The organism is Blastococcus sp. SYSU D00922, assembly GCF_054050495.1.
This window is the reverse complement of record NZ_JBJGZL010000007.1, coordinates 85,867-106,414: the sequence shown is the minus strand read 5'-3', so window position 1 is coordinate 106,414 and position 20,548 is coordinate 85,867. Positions and strand designations below refer to the sequence as shown.

The following is a 20,548-nucleotide window of genomic DNA, read 5'->3' as shown; positions in this document are numbered from 1 at the left end:
GCTCCTCCTGCCCTGCTGACGAGGGATGACCCCTTCCATGCTAGCGGGGCGATGCCCCGTCAGGCCCCAGACGGGACGAACGTCTCCCCCGCTCAGGTGGTCCAGAGCGCGTGGACGGTGTGAGGGGCCAGCCGCTCGCGCCCGCCGAGCGCGGTCAGCTCGACGACCACCGAGACGGCGGCGACGATCCCGCCCAGCCGCTCGACGAGGGCGATGGCCGCGCCCAGGGTCCCGCCGGTGGCCAGCACGTCGTCGACGACGAGGACGCGGGCCCCCGGCCGGATCGAGTCGGCGTGCAGCTCCAGGGTCGCCGTCCCGTACTCCAGCGAGTAGTCGGCCGCGATGCGCTCCCGCGGTAGCTTGCCCGCCTTGCGCACCGGGACGACGCCCACCCCGGCGTCCAGGGCCACCGCGGCCGCCAGCAGGAAGCCGCGGGCCTCGACCCCGACGACGACGTCGAAGTCCGGGCCGGCCCCCTCGGCGACCGCGGCCGCCCGCGGGTCGGACGCCGCCGGGGCCGCGAGCCCGTGCACCATCCGGCGGAACGCCGGGCCGTCGGCGAACACCGGCGTGAGGTCGCGGAAGAGGACCCCCGGTTCCGGGTGGTCGGGGACGTCGACCGTCAGCGAGGCGATGAGCTCGTCCAGCGGCGCCTCGGGCCCGGCGGCGCTCACCGGCGCTTCTTGCCCGCCGGCCGGCCCTTGCCGCCCGGTCGCTGCGGCCGCGCACCCGGTCGCGGCGCCGCCGTGGCCCCGCTGCCCTCGGGCCGGACGGAGGCCGGCGACTCGACGACGACGTCGGCCTCCACCGCGTCCGGGAGCTCCGCGACGGCGACGCCACCCCGCGCGGGACGAGCCCGCCGGGCGCTGGCCACCGGACCGGCCGGGACCGCGGCGCGCCCGCCCTGGCGGGCCGCGGAGGACCGCCGGGCCTGGACGCGCCGCCGCAGGGCCTGCACCTCCGGCTCGCGCTCCTTGAGGTCGGCCACGATCGGCGTGGCCAGGAAGATGGAGGAGTACGTCCCCACCGCGAGCCCGACGAACAGCACGAGCGCCAGGTCCTTGAGCGTGCCCACCCCGAGCAGACCCGCGCCGACGAACAGCAGGCCGGCGACCGGCAGCAGCGCGATGACCGAGGTGTTGATCGAGCGCATGAGCGTCTGGTTGACCGCCAGGTTGGCCGCCTCGCTCCAGGTCATGCGGGCGCTGCGGTCGAGGTCCTTCACGTTCTCGTCGACCTTGTCGAACACCACGACGGTGTCGTAGAGCGAGAAGCCGAGGATGGTGAGGAAGCCGATCACGGTCGACGGCGTGACCTCGAAGCCGACCAGCGAGTAGATCCCGGCGGTCACGACGATGTCGTGCGCCAGCGCCGCCATGGCTCCGATCGCCATCTTGGGCTGGAAGCGGACGGCCAGGAACAGCACCACGGCCACCAGGAAGACCACCAGGGCGATCAGCGCCTGGTCGGTGATGTCCCGGCCCCACTCGGCGCTGACCGACTCGGGGCTCACCTGGCTCGCCTCGACCCCGGCCGCGCCCGCGATCGCGTCGACGACGTCCCGCTCGGTGTCGTTGTCCAGGGTTCCAGTCCGCAGGAGCAGGGTGTCACCCCCGACGACCTGCGCGGTGGCGACCTCGGCGCCGGCGTCCTCGGCGGCCGTCCGCACCTCCTCCAGCTGCTGCTCGGTGCCCGGCAGCCGGAAGCTGTTGCCGCCCTCGAAGTCGATGCCGAAGTTGAAGCCGCGGAAGACCATGGAGAGCAGGCAGAGCGCGACGACGACAGCGGTGACCCGGTAGATCAGCCCGCTGCGGCCGACGACGTCCAGGCCGGCCTCGCCGTTGTAGAGGCGGTGCCCGAGGCCGGCCCGCGTGCGGACGCGGACGGACGAGTCGCCCACCTCCTGGGGCAGCCCGGCGTCGGCGAGCGCCTGCTCGTCGGCCGGCTGCTCGGCGAGCTCGTCCTCGCGCCGGTCGTCGTCGGGGGTGCGGCTCATGACGTGCTCCTGTCTGCGGCGCCGACCAGGTCCCGCCCGGCGTCGGCGGTGCTCCGGGCAGGGCGGCGGGTGTGCTCGACCCGGCCGAGCCCGGAGATGCGGCTGCTCCCGAACCAGCGGAAGCGCGAGAGCACCGCGATCAGCGGGTGGGTGAAGAGGAAGACCACGACCAGGTCCAGGACCGTCGACATGCCCAGCGTGAACGCGAAGCCCTTCACGTCGCCGATGGCCAGCAGGTAGAGGATCGCGGCCGCCAGGAAGCTGACCGCGTCCGCGGAGAGGATGGTGCGGCGCGCCCGCACCCACGCCCGCGGTACCGCCGACCGGAAGCTGCGGCCTTCCCGGATCTCGTCCTTGAGCCGTTCGAAGTAGACGACGAACGAGTCGGCGGTGATCCCCAGCGCCACGATGAAGCCGGCGATGCCGGCCAGGCTCAGCGTGAACCCGATCTGCCGGCCGAGCAGCACCAGGCAGGCGTAGACGACGACGCCCGAGAGCACCAGGCTGGCGATCATCACCAGGCCGAGCAGGCGGTAGTAGATGAGCGAGTAGACGAACACCAGCGCCACACCGATGGCACCGGCGATGAGGCCCGCCCGCAGCTGTTCCTCCCCGAGCTCCGTGGAGATGGACTGCGCGGTCGCCTGGGTGAAGCTCAGCGGCAGGGCTCCGTACTTGAGCTGGTTGGCCAGCTCGGTCGCGGACTCCTGGTCGAAGCTGCCCGAGATCTCCGTGCCGCCGGAGATGGCGGAGTTGATCGACGGGGCGGAGATGACCCGGCCGTCAAGGGTGATCCCGACGCTCTGGCCGATGTTCGCCGCGGTGTAGGCGGCCCACGCGGCCGAGCCTTCGTTGTCGAAGTCCAGCTGGACGATCCACTCACCGGTACCGGACCGGGTGCCCGCGGACGCGTCGGTGACGGCGGTGCCCTCGACCACCGACGGGCCGAGCAGGTACTTCGCGGTGCCGTCCTCGCTGCAGGTGGCCACGTAGTCCTCGGGCCGGTCGACCGAACCGGGCGCCTCGGTGTCGCAGGTGAGGGTCGCGTACTCCGCCGCGGCCTCCTCCTGGGTGACCGCCGGGCGGTCGGTGTCGGCCTCGGGGTCCTCGACCGCGTCGCCCGACGGCGCCGCCGTGCCGGTCGCAGCCGCCGGGTCCGTCGGTGCCGCGCTGTCGGAGGGTGCCGCGGTGTCGGAGGGCGCCGCGGTGTCGGTGGGCGCCGCCGTGTCGGTGGGCGCCGCGCTGTCGGTGGGCGCCGCGCTGTCCGACGCCGGGGTGGCCGGCTCCGGGCCGCTGATGACCGGCCGGAAGCGCAGCTGCGCGGTCTGGCCCAGCTCGCGCGCCTGCTCGCCGTCGTCGCCGGGCACCGAGATGACGATGTTGGAGTCGCCCTCGGTCACCACCTCGGCCTCGGCGACGCCGAGGCCGTTGACCCGCTGCTCGATGATCTGGCGGGCCAGCTCCAGGTCCTCCGGAGCGGGCGACTGACCGTCCGGCGTCCGCGCGGTCAGCGTGACCGTCGTCCCGCCGCGCAGGTCCAGCCCGAGCTGAGGGGTGCGCGTCGTGCCGGTGAAGTAGATGAGGCCGTAGAGGATCGCGACGATCAGCGCGAACGCCGCAAAGTAACGGCCCGCGGGCAGGGAGCGGTTGGCCACGGTGGTCCCCCGGCTCAGAGGGTGCCGTCGGCGGGGCGGTCCCCGGCAGTGCCGGGCGAACCGGAGTCGGTGCCCTCGTCGAGCGTGCCGGCGGGCTTGCGGACCTCCACGATCGCCGGCCGGAGGAAGGTGACGACGACCCCGGGCGCGACCTCGAGGTCGACGGTCTTCTCACCCAACGCGGCGACCGTCCCGTAGAGGCCCCCGCTGGTCATCACCGGCGTGCCGATGGTCAGCGAGTTCTGCAGCTCCTGGGCCTGCTGCTGCATCCGCTTGCGCTGCCGGGCGGGCAGCACGAACAGCAGCAGCGCCAGCGCCACGAAGACGAGGATCGGAAAGTACTCCACGACAGGTGTGCCTCTCTACCGCGCGTCGAGCTCCGCGGTGGGTGCGGTCCCGGTCGGGACCGCTCGGGTGCATCGGTTGCCTCGTGCACGGCCGCTCACGCCCAGGGGCGACCGGACGGACGCGCGCGGCCGCGGCCGGGACGAGTTGCGCGCCAGCGTGCGGGAGTCTATGCGCCGAACAGGGGCTCTGACGACGCACCCGGGGTACCCGGTGCGCCGCCTCCCCCGCCGAACCCCCCGCCCGCGCCGCTGATCAGCGCCCCACCGCGGGGCAGCGGGTGCCCGAGGTGGTGCCAGGCCGCCTCGGTCGCGACACGTCCCCGGGGCGTGCGGGCCAGCAGCCCGGCGCGCACGAGGAACGGCTCGCACACCTCCTCGACGGTGTTGGGCTCCTCCCCCACGGCCACCGCCAGGGTCGCGACGCCGACCGGCCCGCCACCGAAGCGGACGACGAGCGCCTCGAGCACGGCGCGGTCGAGCCGGTCCAGGCCCAGGACGTCGACGTCGTAGAGCGCCAGCGCTGCCTGCGCGACGTCACGGGTGACGCGCCCGTCGGCCTCCACCTCCGCGTAGTCGCGCACCCGGCGCAGCAGGCGGTTCGCGATCCGGGGGGTGCCGCGCGAGCGCCCGGCGATCTCGGCCGAGCCGTCCTCGGTGAGCTCCACCCCGAGCAGGTCGGCGCTGCGGCGGAGGACCTGCTGCAGCTCGGCCGGCTCGTAGAACTCCATCTGGCCGACGAACCCGAAGCGGTCGCGCAGCGGGCCGGTCAGCAGACCGGCCCGCGTCGTGGCGCCGACGAGGGTGAACGGGCTGATCTCCAGCGGGATGGCGGTCGCGCCGGGGCCCTTGCCGACGACGACGTCGACCCGGAAGTCCTCCATCGCCATGTAGAGCAGTTCCTCGGCGGGGCGGGCGATCCGGTGGATCTCGTCGATGAACAGGACGTCGCCGGGCGCGAGGTTCGACAGCATGGCCGCGAGGTCCCCGGAGCGCTCGATGGCCGGGCCGCTGGTGATCTTCACCGAGGTGCCCAGCTCCGAGCCGATGATGAGCGCGAGGCTGGTCTTGCCGAGCCCGGGCGGGCCGGACAGCAGCACGTGGTCCGGCGGCCGGCCGCGGCGCTTGGCGCCCTCCAGCACGAGAGCCAGCTGGCGGGCGACCTTCGGCTGGCCGATGAAGTCGTGCAGCGAGTGCGGCCGCAGGGCCGACTCGACGACCCGCTCCTCGTCACCCGCCTGCGGGGAGACCGCGGTCTCCTTGCCGAGCGCGTCGGCGATCGAGCCGGTGAACGGCCGGTCGAACGGGGCGCTCACTGCCGGCCCAGCAGCTGCAGCGCCTGGCGCAGGAGGACCGCGACCTCGACCGCGCCGGTCGCGGCGATCTGCTCGTCGGCGACCGGGGCGAGCTGACCCAGGGCCGTGTCGGCCTCCTTCGCCGACCACCCGAGCCCCACCAGGGCGGAGGTCAGCTGGTCGCGCCACGGGGCGACCGGCGTCACCGACGGCAGCCCGGCAGGCGCGTCCAGGGACGTGTCGCTGGTGGTGGAGCCGAGCCGGTCGCGCAGCTCGAGGATCAGCCGCTCGGCACCCTTCTTGCCGATGCCCGGCACCTGCATGAGCGCCTTGACGTCGGCCATCGAGACCGCCCGGCGCACCTCGCGCGGCGGGTGGATGGCCAGCACCGCCTGCGCGAGCCGCGGACCGACGCCGTTGGCCGTCTGCAGGAGCTCGAACAGCTGCCGCTCGTCGTCGTCGGCGAACCCGTAGAGGGTCAGGGAGTCCTCGCGGACGACCAGGCTGGTGGACAGGCGGGCGTTCTCCCCCGGCTGCAGCCGGGCGATGGTGCCGGGCGTGCACTGGACGGCCAGCCCGATGCCGCCGACCTCCACCACGGCGCCGTCGGGCGAGACGGCGGCGACCCGCCCGGAGACCGAGGCGATCACTTCGCGACCCCCGTCCAGCGCGGCAGCGTGCGCTGCACGACGGGGGCGCCGATCCCCCCGGCCAGGGCCGCGACGCGCAGCCGCTGCTGCGCCGGGCCCCGCCAGGCGTGGCAGACGGCCAGCGCGAGGGCGTCCGCCGCGTCGGCCGGCTTCGGCGGGGAGGCGAGCCCCAGGACCCGGGTGACCATGAGGGTGACCTGCTCCTTGTCCGCGCGGCCGTTGCCGGAGATGGCGGCCTTGACCTCGCTCGGCGTGTGCCACGCGACCGGCCGGTCGGCCTGGGCCGCGGCGAGCGCCGCCACCCCGGCGGCCTGAGCCGTGCCCATGGCGGTGCCCTTGTTGTTCTGCGTGAAGACCCGCTCGATCGCGACGACGTCGGGCCGGTGCTCGCGCAGCAGCGCCGTCACCGCCGTGTGCAGCTCGAGCAGGCGCAGCTCCAGGTCGAGCTCGGCCATGGTGCGGACGACGCCCACTCCGACCGCGGTGGGCCGGGCGCCGGGACGCCCGTCGACCACGCCCCACCCGCACCGGGTGAGGCCCGGGTCGATGCCGAGCACCCGCATGAGAAGACTCCCGCCGTCAGCCGAACTGGTGTTCGACTGTAGAGCCGCCGGGTGTCAGAACCCCCGGCGACACTCCGTCAGCCGACCTTCTCGAGCACCTCGTCCGAGACGTCGTAGTTCGCGTAGACGTTCTGCACGTCGTCGAGGTCCTCGAGGGCGTCGATGAGCCGGAAGACCTTGCCGGCGCCGTCCTCGTCCAGCTCGACGGTCACGCTCGGCACGAAGCCGATGTCGGCCGAGTCGTAGTCGATCCCGGCGTCCTGCAGGGCGGTGCGGACGGCGACGAGGTCGCCGGGCTCGCTGACCACCTCGAAGGTGTCCCCGAGGTCGCGCACCTCCTCGGCGCCGGCGTCGAGGACCGCCATGAGCACGGTGTCCTCGTCGGCGCTGTCGGTCTTCGGCACGACCACGACGCCCTTGCGGGAGAACAGGTAGGACACCGACCCGGGGTCGGCCATCGACCCGCCGTTGCGGGTCATGGCGGTGCGGACCTCCATGGCCGAGCGGTTCTTGTTGTCGGTCAGGCACTCGATGAGGACGGCGACACCGCCGGCGGCGTAGCCCTCGTAGGTGATGCCCTGGTAGTCGACGCCACCGGCCTCGGCGCCGGACCCGCGCTTGACCGCGCGGTCGATGTTGTCGTTGGGGACCGAGCTCTTCTTCGCCTTCTGGATGGCGTCGTAGAGCGTCGGGTTGCCCGCCGGGTCGCCGCCGCCGGTGCGGGCGGCGACCTCGATGTTCTTGATCAGCTTGGCGAAGAGCTTGCCGCGCTTGGCGTCGATCCCGGCCTTCTTGTGCTTCGTCGTCGCCCACTTGGAATGGCCGCTCACGACAGACCCCTCTCGTCCCCGGCAGCTGTGCCGGCCTTCTGCGCCAGGGAACGGCGCACGATCTCGACGAACAGCGCGTGCACCCGGCGGTCCCCGGTCAGTTCGGGGTGGAAGCTCGTGGCCACCAGGTTCCCCTGGCGGACGGCCACGATCCTACCGTCGGCCGCCCCGCCCACGACGCGGCCGAGCACCTCGACGCCGGCGCCGGCCTCCTCGACCCACGGGGCGCGGATGAACACCGCGTGCAGCGGACCGCCGTCGAGCCCCAGGTCCACCTCGGACTCGAAGGAGTCGACCTGGCGGCCGAAGGCGTTGCGGCGGACGGTCGCGTCGAGCCCGCCGACCGTCTCCTGGTCCGGCGGGGCGTCCAGGATGCGGTCGGCCAGCAGGATCATCCCGGCGCACGAGCCGTAGACGGGCAGGCCCTGGCGCACCGCCGCCCGCAGCGGCTCGAGCAACCCGGTGCGGGCGGCCAGCTTGGCGATGGTCGTCGACTCGCCGCCCGGCAGCACGAGCCCGGAGACGCCGGCCAGCTCCTGCGGCCGGCGCACCACGACGGGGTCGGCGCCCTGGTCGGCAAGGGCCGCGACGTGCTCGCGGACGTCGCCCTGGAGCGCGAGCACCCCGATCACCGGGCGGCCGGATCCGCTGGACACGACGGGTCAGCGTACGGCCGCGTCCGCGCAGGCCCGCGGGCGCCCGGCGTGTGGCAGCGTGCCCGCATGGATCGCGACGAGGTGATGCGGTGGGTCGCCGAGTACGAGCGGATCTGGCGGTCGGGCGACCTGGCCGGGGTCGCCGGCCTGTTCACCGAGGACGCCCGCTACCGCACGTCGCCGTACGCGGAGCCGAAGCTCGGGCACGCCGGCATCCAGGCGTTCTGGCTGGACGACGCGGGGTTGACGTTCGAGGTGACCGCGGAGGCGGTCGCCGTCGACGGGTCCGACGCCGTGGTCCGGCTGGAGGTCCGCTACGGCGAGCCTCAGCCGCAGGAGTACCGGGACCTGTGGGTGCTGCGCTTCGCGGCCGACGGCCGCGTCGAGGACTTCGAGGAGTGGGCGTGCTGGCCGGGCAAGCCGCACTCGGTCGAGCAGGAGCGGGCGGGCTGACCCGTCGTCGTCCGCCTCAGGACACCGGGCCGACAGCCGCAGCACGCGACGAGGTCCAGGTGAGCAGCCGCTCGAGCGGTCCCCGGCCGAGCCGCCACCACCAGAGGCCGGCGCCGGCGAGGGCGCTGACGACGAACGCCAGCCACAGCCCGGCGCCCTCCGGGCGCTCGGGTCCCACCTGGAGCAGGGCCCAGAGGACGACGATCTGGGCGGTGTAGACCGTCAGCGCCAGCGCCCCCACGGCCCGCAGCGGGAAGGTGAGCAGCGGCAGCCGATCGGCGACCACCAGGCAGGCGGCGAGCACGAGGACGGCGAACCCGCAGGACCCGACCAGCTCGAAGGTGGTGCCGCTGTGCGGCTCGGCGCCGGTGAACCAGGCGGCCCGCCACTCCCCCACCGGCGCGGCGAAGCCCTCCTCGGGCCCGGCGGAGGGCAGCCCGTCGGCCAGCGCCCGGGTGCTCATCCAGCCGCCGACGTAGCCGACCACCGCAGCCACGGCTCCCGCGCCGGCCAGGCGGGCCCGGACCGATCCGCTGCCCAGGTCCAGCCGGCCCACACCCAGGCCGACGAGCACGAAGGCCAGCCACAGCATCGCCGGGTAGGTGCCGGTGACCAGCAGCTCGGCCACGTAGTGCGACTCCGCGTCGGCGACCGAGAGGACCTGCCCGAGGAGCGCGTCCAGCGGCGGCCCCACGAGCGCGACCGCCCCCGCGCTGACGAACAGCCGGCCGGGCGACCAGCGGAGGAACGGCAGCGCGAGCACGAACAGGACGGCGTAGACGGGGAGGATGACCGCCACGAAGGTGTCCAGCCACTCCAGCGCCGCACCGATGGCGAACACCCAGGCGGCCCGGACCAGGATGCGCACCCGGGCGCGGACCAGGTCGATGCCCTCGGCCGGCCGCTCGCCCCCGGAGAGCAGGGCCATCGAGACGCCGGCGAGCGTGGCGAACAGGATCGACGACCGGCCGTCGACGACCGCCGCCCAGCTCGACGGATCGGTCGTCAGCTCGGTGCCGATCCGCAGGTGCGCCCCGAACATGCCGAGGACGGCGAGGCCGCGGGCGAGGTCGATCCCCCCGACGCGGCCGTCGCCGGAGGCGCTCACCGGCCGCGCCTCACCAGCCGCGGGTGGCGTAGCGCTCGCTCTCCGGGAGGGTGGAGACGTTGATGCCGACCATCGGCTCGCCCAGGCCGCGCGAGACCTTGGCGATGACGTCGGGGTCGTCGTGGAACGTCGTCGCCTGCACGATCGCGGCGGCCCGCTGCGCGGGGTCGCCGGACTTGAAGATGCCCGAGCCGACGAATACGCCCTCGGCGCCGAGCTGCATCATCATCGCCGCGTCCGCGGGGGTCGCGATGCCGCCGGCGGTGAACAGCACCACCGGCAGCTTCCCGAGCCGGGCCACCTCGGCCACGAGGTCGTAGGGCGCCCGGAGCTCCTTGGCCGCCACGAACAGCTCGGTCTCGTCGAGGGTCGCCAGGCGCTTGATGTCCGCCCGGATCTGCCGCATGTGCCGGGTGGCCTCCACGACGTTGCCGGTGCCGGCCTCGCCCTTCGAGCGGATCATCGCCGCACCCTCGGAGATGCGGCGCAGGGCCTCGCCGAGGTCGGTCGCGCCGCAGACGAACGGCACCGTGAACTCGCTCTTGGCGATGTGGTGCGCCTCGTCGGCGGGGGTGAGCACCTCGGACTCGTCGATGTAGTCGACCCCGAGAGCCTGCAGGACCTGCGCCTCGACGAAGTGGCCGATCCGCGCCTTGGCCATCACGGGGATCGAGACGGCGCCGATGATGCCCTCGATCATGTCCGGGTCGCTCATCCGCGCGATGCCGCCCTGGGCCCGGATGTCGGCGGGGACCCGCTCCAGGGCCATGACGGCGACCGCGCCGGCGTCCTCGGCGATCTTCGCCTGCTCGGGCGTGACGACGTCCATGATGACGCCGCCCTTGAGCTGCTCGGCCATGCCGCGCTTGACGCGATCGGTACCGGTGGAGGGGTTCTGCGCGGACACGGGGTTTGCCTCACGGTGGTCGGACGGTGTTCGGAAGGCAGATCCTACGGCGCTCAGCGCGCGGGCCGACCGGCCCCGGCAGCCTGCTCGACGCGGTCGTCGATGTCGAAGAAGCGCGGCAGCGGGCGACGGGCGTGCAGGCGCAGCAGGCGGGCCAGCCGCGAGCGGCGGAGGGCGCGGGTGTCGCGCACCGCGTCGTTGTAGAAGCGCCGGGCGAGGCCGACGCGGATCCCGGTGCCCTCCAGGTCGGTGCGGAGCGAATGCGGCACCCCGCGCAGGTCCCCGGGCAGCTCCCGCAGCTCGCGGCCGAGCGCGTTCTCGGCCAGCTCGCGGTCGCCGTCCACGGGCCGGCGGGCGTCCGCCGCGAAGACGGCCAGGTACTCGGCGCGGTCCTCCCCGACCGCCGCCGGGTAGTCGCGGGCCAGCTCCTCCGCCAGGCCGGCGCGCCGCTGCAGCTGGGTGTCGAGGGCCAGCCAGGCCCGGTCGACGCGGTCCTCCAGCCGGCCCAGCCGGGTGAGCGTCCACGCCACCCAGACGGCGAGGAGCAGCAGGAGCCCGCCGACGAGCAGCAACCAGGCGTCGGGCGTCACGGGGACGGAGGCTAGCGGGACGTCCGCCCCGGTGGGACCTCCGCGTCCTCGGGCGCGCTGACCGCGCCGCCGCCGGGCAGGACCACCGTCTCGTACACGGCCAGGATCCGGCGGGCCAGCACCTGCCAGTCGTAGGCGGCAGCGGCGCGCGGTCCGGCGGCCGAGAGCTCGGCCCGGCGCGCGGGGTCGGCGAGCAGCTCGCACAGCGCCCGGCCGAGCGCCGCCGCGTCCCCCCGGCGGACCAGCACACCGGCCTCGCCGTCCTCCAGGACGCGGGCGAACGCGTCGAGGTCGCTGGCGACGATCGGGGCCCCGGCCGCCATCGCCTCGATGAGGATGACGCCGAACGACTCGCCGAGCAGGTTCGGGGCGCAGTACACGTCGACCGAGCGGAGGAACGCCGCCTTGTCCGCCTCCGACACCTCGCCCAGCAGCGAGACGTGCGGTCGCAGGTCCTCCCCGACCAGCTGCCACAGCTCGTCGGCGTCGCCGCGGCCGGCCACCAGCAGGCGGGCACCGGGGTGCTCGCGGACGACGGAGCGCATGGCCTCCAGCAGCACCGGCAGGCCCTTGCGCGGTTCCAGGTAGCGGCCCAGGAAGCCGATGGTCGGCCCGTCGACGCCGCGCGCGTACCCGGGCAGCGTCGGCCCGTCGGCGAAGAAGCCGACGTGCACGCCGTTGGGGATGATCACCGCGTCGCCGCCCAGGTGCTCGACCTGGACCCGCCGGGCGAAGTCGGACACCGCGATCCGCCCGCTGATCCGCTCCAGCCAGGGGCGCACGACCGGCCCCCAGGCGGCCAGCCACTTCGAGCGGGTCGTCGCCGCGTGGAACGTGGCCACGATCGGCCCGTCGGCGATCATGCAGACGAGCAGCCCCACCGACGGCGGCGCGGGTTCGTGCACGTGGACGACGTCGAAGTGCCCGTCGCGCAGCCAGCGGCGGACCCGCGCGGCGGACACCGGCCCGAACTGCACGCTGGCCATCGAGCCGTTGTACGGGATCGGCACCGTGCGCCCGGCGAAGGTGATCCACGGGTCGGTGAGCGACTCCTCGCGCTCGGCCGGCGTGAGGATCTCGACGTGGTGCCCCATGCCGCGCAGGGTCTCGGCCAGGTCCCGCACGTGGTACTGGACGCCACCGGGGACGTCCCACTGGTAGGGGCAGACCAGGCCGATGCGCATCAGGGCCGCCTGGGCGGGTCCGGCGGTACGTCGGCCCAGATCCGGCCGAGCATGTGCCAGTCCTCCGGCCGGTCGGCGATGGCGGCGGCGAAGGCGTCGGCGACCGTCTGCATGGCGGTGGTCACCCGGTCCCTCAGCCGGCCGGGGCCGGCGACCGGGACCTCCGGGGAGAACACCAGCCGCCAGCCGTTCCCGGTGAACTGGCACACGGTGGGGATGACCGCCGCGCCCGTCCGGTCGGCCAGCAGCGCCGCGCCGCCGGGGAGGGCGGCCGGCCGGCCGAAGAACTCGACCGGCACTCCCCCGCTGCCCAGGTTCCGGTCGACCAGCAGGCAGGCGGCCCCGCCGTCGGCCAGCCACTCGCGCAGCACCTCGGTGCTGGGCCGGGGCCCGCCGGTCAGCGGGACGACGCGGAAGCCGAGCGACTCCCGGAACGCGACGAAGCGCTCGTACAGCGATTCGGGCTTCAGCCGCTCGGCCACCGTCATGAACGGCCCGCCGAGCCAGTCGATGAACCAGACGCCGGCGGCGTCCCAGTTGCCGCTGTGCGGCAGGGCCATGATCACCGGCCGCCCGCCGGCGCGGGCCTTCTCCAGGTGCTCGAGGCCGACCACCTCGGTCCCGGCCACGATCCGCTCGCTGCTCAGCGACGGCAGCCGGAAGGCCTCCTGCCAGTAGCGGGCGTAGGAGCGCACGCCGCGGGCGGTCAGGTCGGCGAGCTCGTCCTCGTCCAGCGCTCCGCCGGTGACCACCCGCAGGTTCGCCCGCAGCTGCCGGGTGCCCTTGCCGTCGCGCCCGGCCGCCCACCGGCCCGCCCGGTCGAACGCACCGCGGGCCGCCGGCTCGGGCAGCAGCCGCACGGCGTGCCAGCCGGCGGCGAACCCGGCATCGGTGAGCCGGGCGCTCAGCGCGCTCATGACGCCGGTGGGGTCGGCTCGACCGGGACGGCGCGACCGGCGGCCTCCCGGCGGACGGCCAGGAACCGCTGCCCGACCGTGACCGCGCTCCCGGCCAGCAGCACCCAGAGGGTGACGTGCAGGGCGTACGGGATCCCGAGGCCGGTGAAGCCGGTGCCAACGAGCACGAGGATCAGCCGCTCGGTGCGCTCGACGACGCCCACGTCGGCCGACAGCCCCACCCCCTCGGCGCGTGCCTTGATGTAGGAGGTCAGGACGCCGAGCACCAGGCAGACCAGGGCCAGCAGCACGAGCAGCCGGTTGTCGCCGTCGCCGGAGTACCACCAGACCAGGGCGCCGAAGACCGCGGCGTCGGCCGCCCGGTCGCCGACCGAGTCGAGGACGGCGCCGAACACCGAGCCGCTGCCGCGGGCTCGCGCCAGCGCCCCGTCGAGCATGTCGAGCAGGACGAACACGGTGACGGCGACCGCGCCCCACCACAGCCAGCCGTTGGCGATGAGGAGGACCGCCGACAGGACGGCGCCGACCGTGCCGGTGACCGTGACCATGTCCGGAGTGACCCCGGCGCGGGCGAGGCGGGCCACGACCGGTGCCCAGAAGCGGGCGACGGCCGGGCGCGCGTTGCTGCCGAGCACGTCAGCTCCCCCGCACCAGCGCGGCCTGCTCGGACCACGCCCCGGCCAGCAGGGTGCGGGTCTCGGCCAGCACCTGGGGCAGCACCCTCGTCAGCCCGATGACCGGCATGAAGTTGGTGTCGCCGCCCCAGCGGGGGACAGCGTGCTGGTGCAGGTGGTCGGCGATGCCGGCACCGGCGACCGAGCCCTGGTTCATGCCGATGTTGAACCCGTGCGCACCGCTGACCGCGCGCACCGTGCGCATCGCCGTCTGCGTGAAGGCGCCGAGCTCGGCGACCTCTTCGGCGGTGAGGTCGGTGTAGTCGGGCACGTGCCGGTACGGGACCAGCATCAGGTGGCCGGCGTTGTACGGGTAGAGGTTGAGAACGGCGTAGACGCTGGTCCCGCGGGCCACGACCAGCCCGTCCTCGTCGCTCATCGTCGGGATGACGCAGAACGGGCAGTCGTGCGCTCCCGTGGGCTTGCCCTCTCCCTGGATGTAGGCCATCCGGTAGGGCGTCCACAGGTGCTCGAACGGCTTGCCCGGCCCGTCGTCGGTCATCCGGCGGCCCCCGGCAGGTCAGCGGCGGAGGGGTCGGCGTTGGAGCGGGAGGCGACCCACGCCGCGATCTGCTCGACCGCCTCGGCGACCGGGACGCCGTTCTGCTGCGAGCCGTCGCGGTAGCGGAAGGACACCGCACCCGCCTCGGCGTCGGTCGCGCCGGCGATGAGCACGAACGGCACCTTCTGCTTGCTCGCCGTCCGGATCTTCTTCTGCATCCGGTCGTCGGAGTCGTCGATCTCCACCCGCAGGCCGCGGGCCTTCAGCTTCAGGGCGACGTCGGTCAGGTAGGGCACCTGCTCGTCGGTGACCGGGATGCCGACGACCTGCACCGGCGCCAGCCACGCGGGGAAGGCGCCGGCGTAGTGCTCGGTGAGGACGCCGAAGAAGCGCTCGATCGACCCGAACTTCGCCGAGTGGATCATCACCGGCTGCTGCCGGGTGCCGTCGGCGGCGCTGTACTCCAGGCCGAAACCGGCGGGCTGGTTGAAGTCGTACTGGATGGTCGACATCTGCCACGTCCGGCCGATGGCGTCGCGCGCCTGCACCGAGATCTTCGGGCCGTAGAACGCCGCGCCGCCCGGGTCGGGCACCAGCTCCAGGCCGGTCTCCTTCGCCGCCTCCTCGAGCACGGCGGTGGCGACCGCCCACTGCTCGTCGGACCCGATGAACTTGTCCTGCTTGGCGGGATCGTCGCCGCGGGTCGACAACTCGAGGTAGTAGTCGTCGAGGCCGAAGTCGCGCAGCAGGCCGAGGACGAAGGCCAGGAGGTGGCGCACCTCGCCCGGCGCCTGCTCGGGGGTGACGTAGCTGTGCGAGTCGTCCTGGGTCAGGCCGCGGACGCGGGTGAGGCCGTGGACGACGCCGGACTTCTCGTACCGGTAGACGGTGCCGAACTCGAAGAAGCGCAGCGGCAGCTCGCGGTAGGACCGCCCGCGCGACCGGAAGATCAGGTTGTGCATCGGGCAGTTCATGGCCTTGAGGTAGTACTGCGCGTTGTCCAGCTCCATCGGCGGGAACATGGTGTCGGCGTAGTACGGCAGGTGGCCCGAGAGCTCGAAGACGTGCTCCTTGGTGATGTGCGGGGTGCCGACGTAGTCGAAGCCCTCCTCGATGTGCCGGCGGCGGACGTAGTCCTCCATCTCCCGCTTGACGACGCCGCCCTTCGGGTGGAACACCGCCAGCCCCGAGCCGATCTCGTCGGGGAAGCTGAACAGGTCCAGCTCCGCGCCCAGGCGACGGTGGTCGCGGCGCTCGGCCTCGGCGAGGTGCTCGAGGTAGGCCTTGTGGGCGTCCCGGCTCTCCCAGGCGGTGCCGTAGATCCGCTGCAGCTGCGGGTTCTTCTCGCTGCCCCGCCAGTAGGCGGCCGCCGACCGGGTGAGGCTGAACGCCGGGATGGCGTTGGTGCGCGGCAGGTGCGGGCCGCGGCACAGGTCGGTCCAGATCCGCTCGCCGGTGCGCGGGTCGAGGTTGTCGTACATGGTGAGCTGGGCGCCGCCGACCTCGACCTCGGCGCCCTCGGCCTCCTCGCCGGCACCGCCCTTGAGGCCGATCAGCTCGAGCTTGTACGGCTCGTGCGCGAGCTCGGCCTTCGCGTCGGCGTCGCTGATCTCGCGCCGGGAGAAGTTCTGCCCGGCGCGCACGATCTCGGTCATCTTCTTCTCGAGGGCCTGCAGGTCCTCGGGGGTGAAGGGCCGCTCGGGGTCGAAGTCGTAGTAGAAGCCGTTCTCGACCGGCGGGCCGATACCCAGCCGGGTGCCGGGGAACAGCTCCTGCACCGCCTGGGCGAGGACGTGGGCGGTCGAGTGCCGGATGACGGCCCGCCCGTCCGCGCTGGCCGCCGGGACCGGCTCCACCTCCGCGTCGGCGTCGGGAGTCCAGGCGAGGTCCTTGAGCTCACCGGTGGCGACCTCGCGGACGACGACGGCGCCGTCGGGGCCCTTCAGCGGGATCCCGGCGTCCTTGAGGGCCTGCAGCGCCGTCGTCCCGGCCGGGACCCGGAGGGAGCCGACGGCGGTGGGCGAGGGCGGGGTCGACACGGGGACGCTCCAGGGAGTTCGAGGGAAAGGCCCCTTGAGCCTAGTGCGGGACGACGGCGAGCCCTGCCGCGACGCCGCCCCGGCGACCGAGCACCTCGGAGACCCGGGCGAACGTCTCCGGGTCCGCCGGCCGCACGGTGACCGCGTCGGCGCCCAGCTGGATGCTCAGCGGCACCGCCTCGGCCGTCGTCACGGCGAACCGGCCGTCGGCTCTCCGGGTGAAGGTGAACCGGGCGGCCACGGAGTCCTCGGTCGGGTAGCCGCGGGTGGCGTGCTCGGCGACGTGGTTGCCGAGGCCGTAGGCGACCCACTCCCCCGCGATCAGCTCGAACGGCTGGACGACGTGCGCGTGGTGCCCCAGGACCAGGTCGACGTCCGGTGAGGCCAGCAGCGCCCGCACCGCCGCCACCTGCGCCTCCGTCGGGTCGTTCCGGTACTCGACGCAGCAGTGCAGGCTCGCCACGACCACCTCGGCCCCTGCGGCCCGCGCCCGCGCGGCGGCCGCCAGCATCCCGGAGACGTCCGGGATGTCGGCGACGTCGACCGACCACTCCCGGCCGGCCGGCAGCGGCACCCCGTTGAGGCCGAACGTCCCCGCCACGTGCCCGACGGTGACCCCGCCGACGTCGACGAGCGTGGGCTCCCGCGCCTCGGCCTCGCTGCGGTAGGTGCCGGTGTGCCGGACGCCCGCGGCGTCGAGGACGTCGAGGGTCCGCACGAGCCCGTCGACGCCGTCGTCCAGCGAGTGGTTCGACGCCGTCGAGCACAGGTCGTACCCGGCACCGGCCAGGGTGCCCACGATCTCGGGCTGGACGGCGAAGCTGGGATATCCCCGGTACGGGCCGCCCTCCGGTGCGACCGGCGTCTCGAGGTGGCAGATCGCCAGGTCGGCGCCGCCGATCAGCGGGGCCACCGGCGCGAGCACCCCCGCGAAGTCGTAGCTGCCGTCGGCCCGCTCGGCGCCCTCGGTGAGCGCCCGGTCCTGGTGCACCAGCACGTCGCCGGTCGCGACGAGGGTGAAGCTCTGCGGGGGCGGCGGGGCCGACGGTGAGAACGGCGCGGCCGCTCGGGGCGCCGGTCCGGCCGAGCACGCGCCGAGCAGGGCGAGCAGGACGACGACCCCGAGCCTGCGTGCCACGGCGGGAACCTAGACGAGGACGACCGGATCCCCGGTGCGCACCACGCCGGGGGTCAGCACGTCGGCGTAGACGCCCAGGCAGTGCTTCGGGGTGCGGGTGAGCCGCAGGACGGCGCCTCCGATGCGGAGGTGGCGGCCGACCCAGGCCCGCTCGTCGCCGTCGAGGTCGAGGTCGAGCAGCAGGTTGGCGCGCGGGTCGTCGGCCGAGCAGCCCTCGGGCACCTCCCCTGCGGCGGCGCGGTCGACCGCGGCGCGGGAGACGAGGTGGACGGGCGCCACCCCCGGCTGCGGAGGGAGCTGCTCGAGGTGGACGGGCCGGCCGAGCACCTCGGACAGGGACACCGGGTCCGCCGCGGCCGGGTCCAGCGTCGCGAGGGCGGGTGCGTCCTTCGCGCGCACCGGCCCGTCCTCGCCCACCACCGTCCACACCCGGTCGCCGGCCAGGCCGCCCGACCCGGCCTCGACCGTCTCGACCGCGGTGCCGGCCAGCGACCGAACCGGGTAGACCCGGATCTCCGCGACCCGGCCCACCGCCTGCTCCGCCGTCACGCCCGCGACGCTACCGGGCCTCCCGGTACCAGGCGGTACCACGCAGCGGGCTCGGGTCCTGACGTCGCGTGACGGATCGCTGGTCGGGGCACCGCGCGGCCACGCACCGTGTATCCGGCACCGCCACGTCCTGCTCCTCCTCGCAACCCTGCACCGTCACCCGGCCGGCGGTCGCCGTCCGCGCAGAGAGAGGTTGGACAGCATGCACAGGACGACTGGGACACGGGGCATCCGCCGCTGGGTCCTCGGGGGCGCGTCGCTCGCGCTCGCGGCCACGATGGTGGCCTGCGGATCGGACGACTCCGGCGGCGAGGACACCTCGGCCGCCCAGACCAGCGCGTCCGAGGAGGCGAGCGCCGATCCCGCCGAGTTCTGCGAGGCATCGGTCGACCTGGAGGCGGCGTTCTCGATGGGCCCACCCATCGACGAGACCACCCCGCCGGAGGAGGCGCAGGCCGCCATGGAGGAGTTCGGCGCCACGGTGGAACCGCTCCTGGGCGACGTCGAGGAGACCGCACCGGAGGAGATCTCCGACACCGTCACCGAGGCCACCGGTCTCGTCCGCCAGGCCCTGTCCGGGGACCAGTCGGTGCTCGAGGCCCCCGAGTTCGCGGCCGCCGACGACGAGATCGACGAGTACATGCTCGCCGAGTGCGGCTACGAGCAGGTCGAGGCGACCGGCGTCGACTACGAGTACGAGGGGCTCCCGGACAGCCTGCCCGGTGGCGTGGTCGCGATGACCTTCACCAACGAAGGCGAGGAGATGCACGAGATCGGCCTCGCCCGCATCAACGACGACGTCACGATGCCCGTCGAGGAGGTGCTGGCACAGCCCGAGGAGCAGGTCTTCTCGATGATCCAGCTGGCCGGTGTGGTGTTCGCCGGCCCGGGTGAGTCGGAGACGACCTTCCTGCGCATGGAGCCCGGCCGGTACGGCGCGGCGTGCTTCGTCCCCCAGGGCACGACGCACGACACCGAGGGCAGCGGTCCGCCGCACTTCACCCTCGGCATGTTCGCCGAGTTCACCGTCGAGTGAGGCGGACGACCGGATGCCGGCGACCCGACGCCAGTTCCTGGGGCTGACGGCAGCCGCCGGGCTGTCCCTGGTCACCGGCTGCTCCGGTCGCGAACCGTCAGCCGCAGGTCCCTCCTCCGCGGGGGGCCTGCGGCTGACGGCCGCGCCCATGCGGGTCGACCTGGCCGGGCACGCGGTCCCCACCTGGGGTTACGGCACGGTGCCCGGCCCGGAGATCCGCCTCCGGGCCGGGGACGTGCTCCGGGTGCAGCTGGAGAACGAGCTCCCGGAGGACACCACGGTCCACTGGCACGGCCTGACGCCGCCCAACGCGATGGACGGCGTCCCGCGGATCACCCAGGACCCGGTGGCGCCGGGCGGCGGCTTCACCTACGAGTTCGAGACGCCGGTCCCCGGCTCGTTCATGTACCACGCGCACGTCGGCATGCAGCTCGACCGGGGCCTGTACGGGCCGCTCATCGTGGAACCGCGGACCGAGGAGCTGTCCTACGACCGCGAGTACACGCTGATGCTCGACGACTGGCGCGACGGGATGGACGACCACGCCGGGCACGAGGCCGGCCCGGAAGGCGAGGACCCCGGGAGCGAGGACCCCGATCCGGGCGACACCGTCTCCTTCGGCGGCCGCTCGTACCCGCTGCTGCTGGTCAACGGCCGCCCACCCGACGACGCGCCGGTGCTGGAGGCCCGGCCGGGCGACCGGCTGCGGCTGCGGGTCATGAACATCGCCGCCGACACCGGCTTCCGGTTCGCCGTCGCCGGTCACCGGCTCACGGTCACGCACTCCGACGGCATGCCGGTCGAGCCGGTCACGGTCGACGCCCTGCGGCTGGGCATGGGCGAGCGGTACGACGTGCTCGTCGACGCCGCGCAGCCCGGCGGCGCCTGGCAGGTCGGCGTGCGGGCGGAGGGCCGCGACGGCTGGGGCCGGGCGGTGCTGCGCTACGCCGGCAGCGACGCCTCGGCCACCCCCGCGGTGGCCGAGCGGCCGGCGGAGCTGGGCGGGCAGCTGGTCCGGTACGAGGACCTGCTGGCGCGGGAGCCGCTCGACCTGCCGTCCGGCAGCCCCGACCGGGTGTACGACCTGACCCTCACCGGGACCGAGATCGGCGGGCAGAGCTACCCGGACGCCGACCCGCTGCCGGTGGGCGAGGGCGAGTGGGTGCGCTTCACGATGCGCAACACGAGCGCGAAGTGGCACCCCATGCACCTGCACGGGCACCACTTCCAGGTGCTGACGCCGTCCGGCCGCGGGCCGGTGAAGGACACCGTCGCCGTCCCCGCCCGGGGTGGCGAGGTGACCTTCGACTTCCTGGCCACCAACCCCGGCCGGTGGCTGTTCCACTGCCACAACCACCACCACATGGAGGACGGCATGCTCCGGCTGGTGGAGTACGGCGGGGGCTGACCGCCGATCGATGACTTCCGCGCCTCCCCCGGGTCTCAGCCCCGACGACCACCG

The 20,548-nt window shown here is 74.2% G+C and carries 22 protein-coding genes; 3 read left to right on the top strand and 19 right to left on the bottom strand.

What is annotated here, in order from left to right; genetic code table 11:
• Nucleotides 1-92: 92 nt before the first annotated feature.
• The 9 genes from ACI78T_RS12100 to pdxT form a co-directional block, all read right to left on the bottom strand.
• Entirely contained in the window at nt 93-674 is a 582-nt protein-coding gene (locus ACI78T_RS12100) for an adenine phosphoribosyltransferase (RefSeq protein WP_456558342.1), read from the bottom strand.
• A complete protein-coding gene (secF, locus tag ACI78T_RS12095; protein ID WP_456558341.1) occupies nt 671-1,996 on the bottom strand; it encodes a protein translocase subunit SecF in 1,326 nt (441 codons plus the stop codon). The genes ACI78T_RS12100 and secF overlap by 4 nt, the downstream gene beginning before the upstream one ends.
• Nucleotides 1,993-3,651, bottom strand: coding sequence for a protein translocase subunit SecD (secD, locus tag ACI78T_RS12090; RefSeq protein ID WP_456558340.1), 1,659 nt, complete (start codon nt 3,649-3,651; stop codon nt 1,993-1,995). Before secD ends, secF begins: the two co-directional genes overlap by 4 nt.
• Before the next feature lie 14 nt (nt 3,652-3,665).
• Nucleotides 3,666-3,998, bottom strand: coding sequence for a preprotein translocase subunit YajC (gene yajC, locus ACI78T_RS12085; protein ID WP_456558339.1), 333 nt, complete (start codon nt 3,996-3,998; stop codon nt 3,666-3,668).
• Between the two features lie 167 nt (nt 3,999-4,165).
• Nucleotides 4,166-5,311, bottom strand: a complete 1,146-nt coding sequence (gene ruvB, locus ACI78T_RS12080; RefSeq protein ID WP_456558338.1) for a Holliday junction branch migration DNA helicase RuvB — start codon at nt 5,309-5,311, stop codon at nt 4,166-4,168.
• Nucleotides 5,308-5,940, bottom strand: coding sequence for a Holliday junction branch migration protein RuvA (gene ruvA / locus ACI78T_RS12075; RefSeq protein WP_456558337.1), 633 nt, complete (start codon nt 5,938-5,940; stop codon nt 5,308-5,310). Before ruvA ends, ruvB begins: the two co-directional genes overlap by 4 nt.
• A complete protein-coding gene (gene ruvC, locus ACI78T_RS12070; protein ID WP_456558336.1) occupies nt 5,937-6,503 on the bottom strand; it encodes a crossover junction endodeoxyribonuclease RuvC in 567 nt (188 codons plus the stop codon). The genes ruvA and ruvC overlap by 4 nt, the downstream gene beginning before the upstream one ends.
• A gap of 77 nt (nt 6,504-6,580) precedes the next feature.
• The gene (locus ACI78T_RS12065) at nt 6,581-7,333 is read right to left on the bottom strand and encodes a YebC/PmpR family DNA-binding transcriptional regulator (protein ID WP_456558335.1); all 753 of its coding nucleotides are present in this window, start codon (nt 7,331-7,333) and stop codon (nt 6,581-6,583) included.
• The gene (gene pdxT, locus ACI78T_RS12060) at nt 7,330-7,989 is read right to left on the bottom strand and encodes a pyridoxal 5'-phosphate synthase glutaminase subunit PdxT (RefSeq protein ID WP_456558334.1); all 660 of its coding nucleotides are present in this window, start codon (nt 7,987-7,989) and stop codon (nt 7,330-7,332) included. Before pdxT ends, ACI78T_RS12065 begins: the two co-directional genes overlap by 4 nt.
• Before the next feature lie 66 nt (nt 7,990-8,055).
• Here pdxT and ACI78T_RS12055 point away from each other — a divergent pair, with 66 nt between their 5' ends.
• Entirely contained in the window at nt 8,056-8,442 is a 387-nt protein-coding gene (locus ACI78T_RS12055; protein WP_456558333.1) for a YybH family protein, read from the top strand.
• A 16-nt stretch (nt 8,443-8,458) separates the two neighbouring features.
• Here ACI78T_RS12055 and ACI78T_RS12050 read toward each other — a convergent pair whose 3' ends face one another.
• Genes ACI78T_RS12050 through ACI78T_RS12005 form a run of 10 tightly spaced genes read right to left on the bottom strand, consistent with a single transcriptional unit; the run spans nt 8,459 to nt 18,050 of the window.
• Complete coding sequence (locus ACI78T_RS12050; RefSeq protein ID WP_456558332.1) at nt 8,459-9,550, bottom strand: heparan-alpha-glucosaminide N-acetyltransferase domain-containing protein; 1,092 nt, start codon at nt 9,548-9,550, stop codon at nt 8,459-8,461.
• Between the two features lie 10 nt (nt 9,551-9,560).
• A complete protein-coding gene (gene pdxS / locus ACI78T_RS12045; RefSeq protein WP_456558331.1) occupies nt 9,561-10,457 on the bottom strand; it encodes a pyridoxal 5'-phosphate synthase lyase subunit PdxS in 897 nt (298 codons plus the stop codon).
• Between the two features lie 53 nt (nt 10,458-10,510).
• Nucleotides 10,511-11,047 carry a hypothetical protein gene (locus ACI78T_RS12040; RefSeq protein WP_456558330.1) on the bottom strand — a complete coding sequence of 179 codons (537 nt, stop codon included), beginning with the start codon at nt 11,045-11,047 and terminating at the stop codon, nt 10,511-10,513.
• 11 nt (nt 11,048-11,058) lie between these two features.
• Nucleotides 11,059-12,231 carry a glycosyltransferase family 4 protein gene (locus ACI78T_RS12035; RefSeq protein WP_456558329.1) on the bottom strand — a complete coding sequence of 391 codons (1,173 nt, stop codon included), beginning with the start codon at nt 12,229-12,231 and terminating at the stop codon, nt 11,059-11,061.
• Nucleotides 12,231-13,148, bottom strand: coding sequence for a phosphatidylinositol mannoside acyltransferase (locus ACI78T_RS12030; protein WP_456558328.1), 918 nt, complete (start codon nt 13,146-13,148; stop codon nt 12,231-12,233). Before ACI78T_RS12030 ends, ACI78T_RS12035 begins: the two co-directional genes overlap by 1 nt.
• Nucleotides 13,145-13,783: a phosphatidylinositol phosphate synthase gene (pgsA, locus tag ACI78T_RS12025; protein ID WP_456558327.1), complete on the bottom strand. Its 639-nt coding sequence runs from the start codon at nt 13,781-13,783 to the stop codon at nt 13,145-13,147. Before pgsA ends, ACI78T_RS12030 begins: the two co-directional genes overlap by 4 nt.
• Before the next feature lies 1 nt (nt 13,784).
• A complete protein-coding gene (locus ACI78T_RS12020) occupies nt 13,785-14,324 on the bottom strand; it encodes an HIT family protein (protein WP_456558326.1) in 540 nt (179 codons plus the stop codon).
• A complete protein-coding gene (gene thrS, locus ACI78T_RS12015) occupies nt 14,321-16,363 on the bottom strand; it encodes a threonine--tRNA ligase (protein WP_456558325.1) in 2,043 nt (680 codons plus the stop codon). The genes ACI78T_RS12020 and thrS overlap by 4 nt, the downstream gene beginning before the upstream one ends.
• A gap of 40 nt (nt 16,364-16,403) precedes the next feature.
• On the bottom strand, nt 16,404-17,501 hold the full coding sequence (locus tag ACI78T_RS12010; RefSeq protein WP_456558324.1) for a CapA family protein: 1,098 nt from the start codon (nt 17,499-17,501) through the stop codon (nt 16,404-16,406).
• 9 nt (nt 17,502-17,510) lie between these two features.
• On the bottom strand, nt 17,511-18,050 hold the full coding sequence (locus ACI78T_RS12005) for an MOSC N-terminal beta barrel domain-containing protein (RefSeq protein WP_456558323.1): 540 nt from the start codon (nt 18,048-18,050) through the stop codon (nt 17,511-17,513).
• A gap of 202 nt (nt 18,051-18,252) precedes the next feature.
• Between ACI78T_RS12005 and ACI78T_RS12000 the strand changes: the two genes are divergently transcribed.
• Both ACI78T_RS12000 and ACI78T_RS11995 read left to right on the top strand, forming a co-directional pair.
• Nucleotides 18,253-19,086 carry a hypothetical protein gene (locus ACI78T_RS12000; protein ID WP_456558322.1) on the top strand — a complete coding sequence of 278 codons (834 nt, stop codon included), beginning with the start codon at nt 18,253-18,255 and terminating at the stop codon, nt 19,084-19,086.
• A 13-nt stretch (nt 19,087-19,099) separates the two neighbouring features.
• On the top strand, nt 19,100-20,494 hold the full coding sequence (locus ACI78T_RS11995) for a multicopper oxidase family protein (protein ID WP_456558321.1): 1,395 nt from the start codon (nt 19,100-19,102) through the stop codon (nt 20,492-20,494).
• Nucleotides 20,495-20,548 lie beyond the last annotated feature (54 nt).

Coding starts and splice junctions, on each gene's coding strand:
- secF (WP_456558341.1), bottom strand. CDS start 1,996: ATGAGCCGCACCCCCGACGACGACCGGCGCGAGGACGAGCTCGCCGAG.
- ruvC (WP_456558336.1), bottom strand. CDS start 6,503: ATGCGGGTGCTCGGCATCGACCCGGGCCTCACCCGGTGCGGGTGGGGC.
- ACI78T_RS12055 (WP_456558333.1), top strand. CDS start 8,056: ATGGATCGCGACGAGGTGATGCGGTGGGTCGCCGAGTACGAGCGGATC.
- ACI78T_RS12035 (WP_456558329.1), bottom strand. CDS start 12,231: ATGCGCATCGGCCTGGTCTGCCCCTACCAGTGGGACGTCCCCGGTGGC.
- ACI78T_RS12030 (WP_456558328.1), bottom strand. CDS start 13,148: ATGAGCGCGCTGAGCGCCCGGCTCACCGATGCCGGGTTCGCCGCCGGC.
- ACI78T_RS12020 (WP_456558326.1), bottom strand. CDS start 14,324: ATGACCGACGACGGGCCGGGCAAGCCGTTCGAGCACCTGTGGACGCCC.
- ACI78T_RS12000 (WP_456558322.1), top strand. CDS start 18,253: ATGCACAGGACGACTGGGACACGGGGCATCCGCCGCTGGGTCCTCGGG.
- ACI78T_RS11995 (WP_456558321.1), top strand. CDS start 19,100: ATGCCGGCGACCCGACGCCAGTTCCTGGGGCTGACGGCAGCCGCCGGG.